This is a genomic window from Variovorax endophyticus (genome assembly GCF_025376855.1).
GTDB lineage: Bacteria > Pseudomonadota > Gammaproteobacteria > Burkholderiales > Burkholderiaceae_C > Variovorax.
Genome location: NZ_JAHUTH010000020.1, coordinates 143789 through 155289 on the forward strand (window position 1 = coordinate 143789; position 11501 = coordinate 155289).

The 11501-nt window shown below is 72.6% G+C and carries 10 protein-coding genes; 2 read left to right on the forward strand and 8 right to left on the reverse strand.

Annotation, left to right across the window (positions count from 1 at the left end; genetic code table 11):
• Positions 1–69: 69 nt before the first annotated feature.
• The gene (locus KV106_RS24880; protein WP_261213071.1) at positions 70–837 is read left to right on the forward strand and encodes an SDR family oxidoreductase; all 768 of its coding nucleotides are present in this window, start codon (positions 70–72) and stop codon (positions 835–837) included.
• 9 nt (positions 838–846) lie between these two features.
• On the opposite strand, the gene KV106_RS24885 is transcribed toward KV106_RS24880, so the two are convergent.
• The gene (locus KV106_RS24885; RefSeq protein ID WP_261213073.1) at positions 847–1746 is read right to left on the reverse strand and encodes a LysR family transcriptional regulator; all 900 of its coding nucleotides are present in this window, start codon (positions 1744–1746) and stop codon (positions 847–849) included.
• A gap of 125 nt (positions 1747–1871) precedes the next feature.
• On the opposite strand from KV106_RS24885, the gene KV106_RS24890 reads away from it, so the two are divergent.
• Positions 1872–2552: a peroxiredoxin-like family protein gene (locus KV106_RS24890; RefSeq protein WP_057593167.1), complete on the forward strand. Its 681-nt coding sequence runs from the start codon at positions 1872–1874 to the stop codon at positions 2550–2552.
• Here the strand turns inward: KV106_RS24890 and KV106_RS24895 are convergent.
• The 7 genes from KV106_RS24895 to KV106_RS24925 form a co-directional block, all read right to left on the reverse strand.
• Positions 2480–2995, reverse strand: a complete 516-nt coding sequence (locus KV106_RS24895; RefSeq protein ID WP_261213076.1) for a MarR family winged helix-turn-helix transcriptional regulator — start codon at positions 2993–2995, stop codon at positions 2480–2482. The two genes, KV106_RS24890 and KV106_RS24895, sit on opposite strands and share 73 nt — an antisense overlap.
• Before the next feature lie 18 nt (positions 2996–3013).
• Entirely contained in the window at positions 3014–3994 is a 981-nt protein-coding gene (locus KV106_RS24900; protein WP_057593168.1) for an alpha-ketoacid dehydrogenase subunit beta, read from the reverse strand.
• Positions 3985–5007, reverse strand: coding sequence for a thiamine pyrophosphate-dependent dehydrogenase E1 component subunit alpha (locus tag KV106_RS24905; protein ID WP_261213080.1), 1023 nt, complete (start codon positions 5005–5007; stop codon positions 3985–3987). The genes KV106_RS24900 and KV106_RS24905 overlap by 10 nt, the downstream gene beginning before the upstream one ends.
• A 92-nt stretch (positions 5008–5099) precedes the next feature.
• Positions 5100–5504, reverse strand: a complete 405-nt coding sequence (locus KV106_RS24910; protein ID WP_261213083.1) for an immunity 22 family protein — start codon at positions 5502–5504, stop codon at positions 5100–5102.
• Positions 5505–5529: 25 nt separating this feature from the next.
• The gene (locus KV106_RS24915) at positions 5530–10098 is read right to left on the reverse strand and encodes an RHS repeat-associated core domain-containing protein (RefSeq protein ID WP_261213085.1); all 4569 of its coding nucleotides are present in this window, start codon (positions 10096–10098) and stop codon (positions 5530–5532) included.
• Positions 10099–10120: 22 nt separating this feature from the next.
• Positions 10121–10549 (reverse strand): DcrB-related protein, encoded by a 429-nt coding sequence (locus KV106_RS24920; protein ID WP_057593172.1) that lies wholly within the window; start codon positions 10547–10549, stop codon positions 10121–10123.
• A gap of 22 nt (positions 10550–10571) precedes the next feature.
• Positions 10572–11501, reverse strand: a 930-nt coding sequence (locus tag KV106_RS24925; RefSeq protein WP_261213087.1) for a type VI secretion system tip protein VgrG, incomplete at its 5' end; no start/stop codon positions are given.

Genomic DNA, 11501 nt, shown 5'->3' on the forward strand with positions numbered 1-11501 from the left:
TGGCTACCGCAAACGCAATCGAAGGCGGAGACTGGAGGCCTTCCAACACCACTCACCCAGGAAAAAACCATGACCTCCACCACCACTTCCCCGGCCCCCGTCCTCGCGGGCAAGGTCGCCTTCGTCACCGGCGGCTCGCGCGGCATCGGCGCGGCCATCGTGCGCCGTCTGGCGCGCGATGGCGCCGCCGTGGCCTTCAGCTACAGCAGCTCGCAGGCCGTCGCCGAGGAACTCGCGCGCAGCCTCGAGGCCGAGGGCGGCCGCGCGCTCGCGCTGAAGATCGACAGCGCCGATGCCGAGGCGCTCAAGGCCGGCATCGACCAGGCGGCGCGCCACTTCGGCGGCCGCATCGACATCCTGGTCAACAGCGCCGGCGTGCTGCACCTGGGGCCGGTCGACCAGCTCACGCTGGCCGACTTCGACCGCACCATCGCCGTCAACGTGCGCGCCGTGTTCGTCGCCATCCAGGCCGCGCTGGCGCACATGGGCAGCGGCGGGCGCATCGTCAACATCGGCAGCACCAACGCCGAGCGCATGCCCTTCGCGGGCGGCAGCATCTACGCCATGAGCAAGTCGGCGCTCACGGGCCTGGTGCAGGGCCTGGCGCGCGACCTCGGTCCGCGCGGCATCACGGTCAACAACGTGCAGCCCGGCCCGGTCGACACCGACATGAACCCGGCCAACGGCCCGATGGCCGCGACCATGCACAGCTTCATGGCGCTCGATCGCCACGGTCACGCCGACGAGATCGCGGGCATGGTGGCCTACCTCGCGAGCCCCGAGGCCGCGTTCGTGACCGGCGCCGGACTCAACATCGACGGCGGCTTCGCGGCCTGAGCGCGCGGCTCAGCGGCCGGGCGTCGCCCGCGCCGCCAGCGTCGCGCTCACGTGCTCGGCCAGCGCGCGCGCCGAGGGCTTGGCGGCGCGCCCGGCCGGGAACACCGCATGCAGCTCCACCGGCGCCATGCGCCAGTCCGCGAGCACCCGCACCAGCGCGCCGCTGGCCAGCTCGGCGCCGCAGCCCAGCTCGCTGGTGTGGGTGATGCCCAGGCCCGCCACGGCCGCGGCGATCGAGCCCTCGTTCATCGTGCTGCTCAGCAGCGCGCCCGCGATGCGCACCGACACCTTCCGCCCGTCGCGCTCGAAGGACCAGGACGCGCCGCCGCTCGGCCCGGCCACCACCGCGTGCGCCGCGAGCTCGGCCGGCAGCGCCGGCGTGCCGGCATGGCGCAGGTAGCCGGGCGCGGCCACCAGCAGGGTCTGGAACAGCCCCAGGCTGCGCGCCGTGGCGCTGGAATCGGGCAGCGTGCCGAAGCGGAACGCGAGGTCCGCGCCCTCGCTCACCAGGTCCTGCAGCTGGTCGTGCATCAGCAGCTTGACGCGCAGCGCCGGATGCCGCGCCATGAAGGGCGCCAGCGCGGGGATCGCCTCGCGCACCGCGAAGCTCGAGGACAGCGCCACGCGCAGCACGCCGCGCAGCTCGCCGGTGCCGCGCGCCGCATGGTCGGCCTCCTCGAGCGCGGCCAGGATCGGTTCGATGCGCGCGAGGTAGTCGGCACCGGCCTCGGTCAGCGTCACGGCGCGCGTGGTGCGCGTCAGCAGCGCCGCGCCCACTTCCTTCTCGAGCGTCGCGATCACGCGCGAGGCCGAAGGCTGCGAGAGCCCGAACTCGCGCCCCGCGCGCGAGAAGCTGCCCGCGTGCGCGACGCGCGTGAACAGGCGCAGGGCGAGCAGCCGGTCGCTCATGGCTTGCGATTGATTTGCATGGCGAATGGATCTTAGTCGTGCCGGCCGGCTACCGGCTGAACGGCGAATCAAAGACAGTGACGGCACGGCACCGCCGGTGCCTTCAACCTGCTGGAGAAATCGCCATGTCACTGCCCGAGAAACTCGCCGCCTTCCGCGCCAACTTCGAAGCCGGCGGCCCGCCGTGGAACGCGCCCGCCTTCATCCACGAGCCCATGCACCGCGCCACCGACGAGCTGATCGCCTCGGGCGCCGCCGACCGCGCGCTGCGCGCCGGCGATCGCGCCCCGGTCTTCACGCTGCACGACGCCGACGGCCGCGCCTGGTCGTCGCAGGAGCTGCTGGCCCAGGGCCCGCTGGTGCTGACCTTCTACCGCGGCGTCTGGTGCCCCTACTGCAACCTGGACCTGCAGGCGCTGCAGGAAGCGCTGCCGGGCCTGCAGGCGCTCGGCGCGCAACTGGTGGCGGTGTCGCCGCAGACGCCCTCGAACAGCCGCAAGTCGGCGCGCGACAACAAGCTCGCCTTCCCGATCCTGTCGGACACCGGCAATGCCGTGGCCGCCGCCTTCGGCCTGCGCTTCGCGCTTCCGGGCTACCTGCAGGACCTCTACCGCGACGTGTTCAGGAACGACCTCGCGGTGGTCAACGGCGAGCCGAGCTGGACCCTGCCGATGCCCGCGCGCTACGTGATCGCGCGCGACGGCACCATCGCCTATGCCGAGGTCAACCCCGACTACACGCAGCGGCCCGATCCCTCGGAGCTGCTGCCGGTGCTCGAGCGGCTGCGCGCGACGGCCGGCGCATGAGCTTGGGCCTGGGCCTGGGTCTCCGCGTCGCCGCTCACCGAGGCGATCAGCCGGTCGAGCGTGCTGCCCAGCCGCGCGAGCTCGTCGGCGCCCACGCCCGCGAACAGCGCGGCCTCGCGTTCGCGGCCCAGTTCGCCCACCGTCTGGTGCAACGCCTTGCCCGCGGCCGTGAGGTGCAGCCGGCTCCTGCGCTGGTCGGTCGGATCCTCGCGGCACTGCACGCGCCGGTGGCGCTTGAGGCCGGCCAGCGCGCGGCTCACCGCCATCTTGTCGAGGCCGGTCTGGTCGGCCACCTGCGAGGCGGTGAGCCCGGGCTGCGCGCCCAGCACCGCCATCGTGCGCCACTCGTTGAGCGTGAGCTGGTGCTCGCGGCCCACGCGTTCGTGGAAGGGCCGCGCCGTGAGGTTGACCACGCGCACCAGCTTGAAGAACAGCGGGTCCATGGGTGCGCGGGGCGCGTGTCAGCCCGCCAGCTTCTTCGCCGCCGCGACGATGGCGTCCACGCCCACGCGCGACTGCGCCTCGAGCACCGGCGCATAGCCGACCGGAATGCGCGGCGCACCGAGCCGCGCGATGCGGCAGCCCGTGGCCTCGGCCGCGCTGGCCGCGATCTCGGCGCCGAAGCCCGCGGCCTGCACCGCCTCGTGCGCCACCAGCAGCCGGCCGGTGCGCGCGCACGATTCGAACACCGTCTCGCGGTCCCAGGGCCACAGCGTGCGCAGGTCGATCAGGTCGACCGCGATGCCCTCGGCCGCGAGCCGCTCGCAGGCCTCGGCGCAGACCTGCGCCTGCCGGCTCCAGCTCACGAGCGTGAGCGCATCGCCCTGGCGCATGCGCGCCGCCTTGCCCAGCGGCACCGCCAGCGTCTCGTCGACCGGGCCGCGCGCGCCCCACAGCGTCTTGTGCTCGATGTAGACCACCGGGTCGCCGCACTGCAGCGCCGCGCGCAGCAGCGAATGGTTGTCCTGCGGTGTCGACGGGCTCACGACCACCACGCCCGGCAGGTGCGCGAACCAGGCCTCGAGCGACTGCGAATGCTGCGCCGCCGAGGCGTCCCAGATGCCGCCCGGCATGCGCGCCACCAGCGGCACGCGGCCCTGGCCGCCGAACATGAAGCGGTTCTTGGCGGCCTGGTTCACCAGTTCGTCCATGCCGCACAGCGCGAAGTCGACCACGCGCATCTCGACCACCGGCCGCAGGCCCGCGAGCGCCATGCCCACGCCCGCGCCCATGATCGCGGCCTCGCTGATCGGCGTGTCGATCACGCGCCGCTCGCCGAAGCGCTGCTGCAGCCCCTTGTACTGGCCGAAGATGCCGCCGCGGCCCACGTCCTCGCCGAGCACGACCACGCGCGCGTCGGCTTCCATCTCGCGCGCGATGGCGCGCACGGCGGCTTCGGCATAGCCGAGTTCTTCCACGGTGTTCGCTGCGTTCAGTGCCATTGCCCGGCTCCCGTGGTCTGCACGTCGGTGAAGGCGGCGCCGGCCTCGGGCCAGGGCGCCGCGTCGGCGGTGGCGAGGGCGGCCTCGACCTCGGCCGTGGCCGCGTTCTCGATCGCATCGAGCGCCGCCGCCTCGAGCCCGGCTTCCAGCAGCCGGCCACGCGCGCGCGCCAGCGGATCGGTCTCGAGCGCCGCCGCCAGCTCGGCCGGATCGCGGTAGGCCGCGAGGTCGACCGACACGTGGCCCTTCACGCGGTAGGTCAGCGCATGCAGCAATCGCGGTCCGCCGCCGCCGCGCACCTCGGCCACCAGCCGCGCCGCGGCCGCGTGCACCGCGAACACGTCGTTGCCGTCGACCTGCGTGGCCGCGATGCCCAGCGCTTCGGCGCGCGCCGAGGCGCCGTCGCCCGCGGTCATCGGGCCGCTCGCGGTGGTCGCGCTCCAGCGGTTGTCCTCGCAGACGAACAGCACCGGCAGCTCGTACACGCGGGCCCAGTTCAGCGCCTCGAGGAAGGGGCCGCGGTTGATCGCGCCGTCGCCGAAGAAGCAGACCGTGAGGGCATCGCCCTGGCCCAGCACCTTCTGCGCATGCGCCGCGCCCACCGCGATCGGCAGCCCCGCCGCCACCACGCCGTTGGCGCCCAGCATGCCGACCGAGAAATCGGCGATGTGCATCGAGCCGCCCTTGCCACCGTTGAAGCCCGTGGCCTTGCCGAACAGCTCGCACATCATGCGCGCGAGGTCGGCGCCCTTGGCCAGCGTGTGGCCGTGACCGCGATGCGTGGAGGTGAGGTAGTCGCTCGCGCGCAGGTGCGCGCAGACGCCGGCCGGCACCGCCTCCTGCCCGGTCGACAGGTGCAGCGGCCCGCGCACCTTGGCCGCGCCGCCGGCCTGCTGCCCATAGGCGCTCACGCCGCCCTGGCTGGCCGTCTCGGCCGCGTTCTCGAACGCGCGGATGCGCACCATGGTGCGGTACAGCGCCTCGGCGGCGCCGCTGGGGATGTCCAGGTCCATCTTGTCTCCGACGCCTGTGGAATGGGCGTTTGCGGAAAAATCGTATCAAGCGTGACGGACTGGGGGCAGGGGGCTTTCCCCGGGGCCGGCGTTCAGCGCTTGCGCTTCTTCCGGTCGTCGAAGGCCCCGATGAAGCGCAGCCCGTTGTAGAGCCGCCCCGGCTGCTCCTCGGTGAAGGTGCAGTTCACCCAGTAGTACAGCGCGTTGGCGCTGTCGATGCCGAGCTCGTGGCAGCGCGCGGCGATCGCGGCCACGGCCTCGTTGGTGGAGACGTCGACCTCCTCGGCCAGGTCCTCGACCGGCACCGCCGCGCCGCCCGCGGCGAGATAGGCGACGAACACGTCCGAGTCGATGAAGTCGCAGCCGAAGTCCGCATGCGCGGGGCAACCCGAGCCCGCGGTCTCCATGCCTTCGGTGTACTGGTTGAAGTCCTCGAGCGACTGGCGGGTGGTGCCCATCCAGACGGAGACGATGCCGGGGGTTCTGCTGTCGATCATGGGGTGGCCTCGATGCGGTGGCGGGCTAGCACTTGCCGATGGAGGATTTTCCTCCGCGGGTGTACTTGTTCGCGAAGTTGCGGATGCGCGCCAGCGCGCCGGCCTTGGAGGTGGCGCCGGCGAGCTTGGCGAAGAGGATCTTGTGCGCGAGCGAACTGGCGCGGCCCGACTGGCCCTCGGGTAGCGCGGCGCCGGTGGAGTGCGGGCCCGAGAGGGTCTCGCCCGGGTTGCGCGGATCGGGCACGTTCTGGAACCAGACCTCGCGCGTGGGCGTGGTGAGTTTCTTGAGTTCCTGTGCCGAGAAGCCCAGCTCCTTGGCCTTGTCGGCCATCGACACCGGGAACCACTCGTGCGCGCCGCCGCCGTTGCGCAGCGCGGTGTGGATCGCGTCGCGCGAGGCGGGGTTGGCCATCGCCTCGCGCACGTCGGCCACGCTGGCGTTGTCGAACCAGGTGTCGAAGCTCGCTGGCTGCCCCGGCCCGCCCCACAGGCCGCCGGCCCAGCCCGGCGGATCGATCCAGCCGTAGGGGTTGGGCGCGTAGCTGCCGAGGTTGATGCCGCCGCTCAGCCCGATCGGGTCGGGACCGATGAAGCGGCCGATGTCGGGGTCGTAGAAGCGGAAGGTGTTGTAGTGCAGGCCGGTGTCGCGGTCGAGGTACTGGCCCTGCAGCCGCAGGTTCTGCTCGAGCGGCGGGGACGCCGGCGCGCCGGACACGGCGGGCCGCCCGTCCAGCGCCACCGTCTCCCATTGCTCCGAGACCGTCGCGCCCCAGGTCCGGTAGCTGGCGCGCCAGCACAGCCGGCCCTCGCTGTCGCTCAGTTCCTCGGGCAGGCCCGAGGGCGCGGTGTGGAAGTAGCGAAGCTCGCCGGCCTCGCGCCCGGCCGTGTCCTGCCCGGCGTCGAGCCGCGCCAGCGGCACGTGGGAGCCGGGCTCGTAGACATAGCTGGTCGCGTGGCCGCCGCGCCGCTCCTCGAGCAGCCGCAGCCCTTCCCACACGAAGCGGGTGCTGCCGAAGGCATCGTGGCGCGCCACGCGGCGGCCGAGAGCGTCGTAGTCGAAGCGCGTGTGTTGCGTCACGGCCTGCGGCGTGCCGGGCCGGCGCGTGGTGCGCACCGCGAGCAGGCGGTGCTCCTCGTCCCACTCGAAGCGCTGCTCGGTGTGGCGGCCCGCGCGCTTGCGCACGAGGCGGCCGTGGCCGTCGTAGTCGTAGCGCTTGTCCTCGAACACGCGCACGAGGTTGTCGCGCACGTAGCCCGGGCCCCGGGCGCCGGCCATCGCGCTGTCGAGCAGGTTGCCGGCGGGGTCGTAGGCGAAGCGTTCCTCGTTCGCGGCCGCGCCCGATGCCGCGCGCGGCACGCGCCGCGTGGCCTCGATGCGGCCGGTGGCGTCGTAGCCGTGTTCCGTGCGGCCCTGCAGCGAATGGCGCGCATGGCGCAGTTCGCCGGCGAGGTCGTAGCCGTATTCCTTCATCAGCCCGTCGAGGACCCGGGCGCGCGCGGTGCCCACGCTGTCCATCGCCTCGCGCCAGCCGGCGTCGCGCGGCGTGAAGGCCTCGCCCAGCGATGCCGCGCGGCACCACGACGCCACGCGGCGCCCCAGCGGATCCCAAGCGAAGCGCGTGGCCAGCCGGCCCTGCGTGCGCGCCACCTCGCGGTGCAGGTCGTCGCGCTCGATGTCGCTGACCAGGGCGTGCTCCGCGGGCGCGTCGCCGTGCCGCTGCCAAAGGTTGACCTGGTGCAGGTGGCCCGAGCCGTAGTGCAGGTAGTTCAGCGCGCGCTGGACGCCGCCGTCGCCCAGCGCCGGCAGCAGCGTGCGCGTGCGGTTGCCCAGCGCGTCGTGCTCGTGGCGCAGCGCATGGCGCTCGCCGGTGGTCTCGTCGATGGCGGTCTCGGCCGCGAGGTTGCCGAGGCGGTCGTACTCGAAGGCGACGCGATGCAGCGCGCGCGGCTCGCCGCCGGCCTCCGCGGGCGCGAGCTTGCAGGCCTCCACCAGCTGGTCGAGCGCGTCGTAGCGGTAGCGGTAGCGATGGCGCGCGGTGCGCTTCTCCACCAGCCGGCCCGCGGCATCGCGGACGAACTCGGTGCGCAGCGGCTGCGTGCGCGTGCCGCCATCCGCGCCCCCGTCGAGCGCGAGGTCCTCGTCGCCGATGCCCGGGTAGTGCACGACCGCCGACGGCCAGCCATTGACGTCGTACTCGATGCACACGCGCGTGCCGCCCGCGCGATGCTCCTCCACCACGCGGTCGGCCTCGTCGTGCGCGAAACGGAAGTGCATGCCGTTCTCGTTGACCAGCGCATGCAGCCGATGGCCGCCGTCGTAGTGCAGCTCGATGCGCCGGCCCTGCGCGTCCTGCTGCAGCGTGGGCTGGCCGCGCGCGTTCAGCACCAGCTGCGTGCCGCGGCTCAGCGGATCGACGGCGCCGACCAGGCGGCCGGCCGCGTCGTAGCGATAGGCATGGTGCGAGCCGTCGGGCTGCGACATCGAGAGCAGCCGCCCCATCGCGTCGTGGACGAAGCGCGTGGACTGCCCGGCGGCGTCGGTCACCGACTGCGGGAAGCCCCAGGCGTCGTAGGCGAAGCGGGTGGTCTTGCCCGAGCAGTCGGTGCGCGCCACGACCTGCGCGCGCCGGTTCCAGCGCAGGCGGCTGGTGCCGCCGAGGGCATCGGTCACCGCCTCGAGCAGGCCGAAGCGGTCGTAGGCGTAGCGGGTTTCCTGCCCCGCGGGATCGATGAGCACCGTGTGGTTGCCGCGGTCGTCGTACTCGAAGAGATAGCTGCGGCCGTCGGGCAGCGTGATCTTGCGCGGCTCGAACCAGCGGTCGTCCCAGAGCGTGCGCGTGCTGCGGCCCAGCGGATCGGTCTCGGCCACCGGCATGCCATGGGCGTTGTACGCGAAGCGCAGCTCGCCGCCGCCCGGGTTGCGCACGCTGCGCAGCTTCCGGTCCGCGTCCCATTGCAGGGTCCATGCGTGGCCCAGCGGATCGACGTAGCGCGTGAGGTTGTAGCCGGCATCCCAGCACCAGCTCGAGCGCCGGCCGAGCTGGTCGGTCGCGACGGTGGTGCCCGCCGCGTCCGGGCCCGAAGCCTCGGCATAGGCGATGTCCCAGTGCTCGCCGTCCCCGGTCCAGTGGCGCAGCACGCGGCGGTCGCCCTCGGGCCCGGTGGCCGCGTCCGCCGGTTCCCATTCGTAGCCGCAGGAGAAGCCGCCGGCCGATTCCTGCCATGTCATCAGGCCGTCGGTGTAGGCGAAGCGCCGCAGCGGCCGGTCCTCGCGCGAGATCACCGTCGCCAGCTGCGCGTTGGCGTCGTAGCCGTAGCGCACCAGCAGGCCCGGTATCTCGTCCTCCGCGCCCTTGGCGAGGTGGATGGCCTGCACGCGCCGCGAGTCGCCCGCGTAGTCGAAGCGCAGCAGCCGGCCGATGCTGTCGGCCATCTCGGCGAGGCGCCGCGCCGCGTCGTGGCGGCAGGCGATCCAGTTGCCGTTGCGGTCGCGCAGGCGCCGAAGCGGCAGCGTCTCGGCGACCTCGGGCGCCGCCGGCGCGCCGAACTGGTAGAGCAGGCCCTCGAGCGTGGTCACTTCGTAGTGGCCGCCGGGCGTGCAGCCGATCGAGAACATCTCGGCCACGTTGAAGAGGCCGTGGCCGGGCTGCAGGGCCGGCATCTCGACCTCGCGGCCCGCCTCGTCGGTGTAGACCAGCGCGCGCGGCCCCGCGCCGGGCTGCACGCGCAGGCTCACCCCATGGGGCGCGACGCTCCAGCCGGTGCCGAACGGCCCGTCGGCGCGGCGGTCGTGGCTGCTGTAGCGCCGCTTCCAGGCGATCGGCAGAGGCCCCGGCAGCACGAAGTCGGTGTCGGCCTCGCCGGTCAGGATCTTGCCGCCCGTCGCGGGATGCACGGGATAGCCGATCAGCGAGCGGAAGCCGCGCCCCAGCCGGTCGGCCGCCATGTTGGCGAGCATGCCCATGCCCAGGCAGCCGAGGCGCGCGCCGAAGCTGCCGCGGCCCATGGCCAGGCCGATGCCGATCTCCAGCGCGGTCTCCCACCATTCCTTGTCGTCGGCGATCTCCATGTAGGCGGTCTTCGCGCCGCCGATGAACACGTTGGCGCTGCCCTCGACGATCGCGGCCGAGCACTGCAGCTTGTCGCCCTTGCGCGCGGCCGGGAAGGTGTTGATCCACACCGAGTCCGATCCTTCGGCGATCGGGATCGGGCCCGAGTGCCTCGAGCAGGCGCCCGAGTCCGCGATCGCGCGCGCGGCCGCCTTGCCGTTGACCTGCACGTCGGGCGAGCCCATGCGGCTGATGGCGCCGGTGACCGTGGGCGAGCCGATGTCCTCGGTCAGCTCCTTGATCTTCTTTTCCTTGTAATCGCTCCAGCCGGTCGCGCCGCCGACGAAGCCGGCGATCAGCCCGCCCGCGAAGATCGCGCCGCACCAGCCGACCGGCGTGGACATGAGCGCGGCCACGCCCACGATCGCCGCGCCCACGAGCACCGCCTCGGCCATGCCCGCGGCCACGCGCAACCCCACGCGCGCGAGCCGGGCCCACACGGAGACATGGCCGATGGCGTCGTCGATGCGCGCGGCTTCGGGCATGGCGCGGCTCGCGCTGCGGGGCCTACCGGCGCAGCGCCACGCTCGCCACCATCTGCCGCCACAGCTGCAGCTGCGGTGCGTCGAAGGGCGCGGCGGCGCTGGCGGTGAAGGTCAGCAGCGTCTTGCGGTCGGACAACGGGAAGATGCCCTGGCACTGGTAGGAGAAGCTGCCGCGCTGGCGGTACCTGAACTCGATGCGCAGTCCCTGCACGCCCTGCTCGGGCGGGCCCAGGAAGATCGCTTCGCGCGCGGTCTCCTCGAACTTCGTGACCTGGCGCGCGAGGTTGCCGAGCTGGCGCTGCACGAAGGCCTCGGGCGACTCGCCGGGCTCGAGCTCGTCCTGGCTGATGATGAAGGTGAAGCCGGCGCCCGCGGGCACCAGCACGTGCATCGTGCGGTCGTTGTAGTGGTCGGGGACCTCGACGGTGCCGCGTTGGAAGTGATAGTGCATTCGGCTTTCCGGCGGGCGCGCCTCAGCAGTTGAGAAGGATCTTGTTGCGGCCCGTCTGATCCAGCGTGTCGGAGAACTCGAAGACGCCGGTCTTGCCCTTGATCCGGATGGTCCCGTCGGCCAGCAGCACGATCGACGATTCGCCGCAGAGCAGCGAGATGCTGGTCTTGCCGAGCACGAAGACGTCCTGCTCGGCCGCATTCACGATCACCGACTTCCTGCCGAACAGGTTCGCGTTCTCGCTCGTCGAGGCCAGCGTGGCATCGTTCTTCGACAGCAGGTTCATCGCGCCCTCGCTGGCGCGCGAGACGATGTCGCCGGCCGACACCACGTTGACCTGGCCGCCGGTGCTGACCTGCGTCACCATGCCGGTCTTGGCGAGCTGCGTGAGCTGCGCGCCGCTGGTCAGCGTCATGGCCGACTGCGCGCGGATCGACACGCTTCGGCCCGAGCTCACGACGATGGGCTTGGGGCTGATCATGGTCTGGCCCTCGGGGCTCACGATCGACACCACCGGCTTGTCGATCTTGCGCGACAGGCCCAGCATCTGCTGCGCCTCGTCCATCGAGGGGTCCGCATCGTCCGACACGCCGCCCTCGGGCGATCCCGCGGCCGCGAGCGCCGCCACCGCCTGCGAGGTGCCGCCGGCCGACTGCACGCCCTGCACCAGGCCCACGAGCTGCTGGTTCTTGCCGCGCGCCAGCGCGCCGACCAGCGACTTCGTGGCGGCCATCGCCTGGCCCGCCTCCTGCATCAGGGCCTGGCTCTGGGCCAGCGTGGCGCCGAGCTGCTCGTGGCCATCGGGGTTGTCGCGCGAGATCTTCTGCGTGAAGTCCTGCGTGTAGGTGGTCAACAGCAGGCCTTTGTCGGCGCGGATCGAACCCCACTCGTTGGTGCGCAGCTCGAAGCCGTAGCTGCGCTGCACCTCCGAGCCCTGGTTCATCAGGTAGCC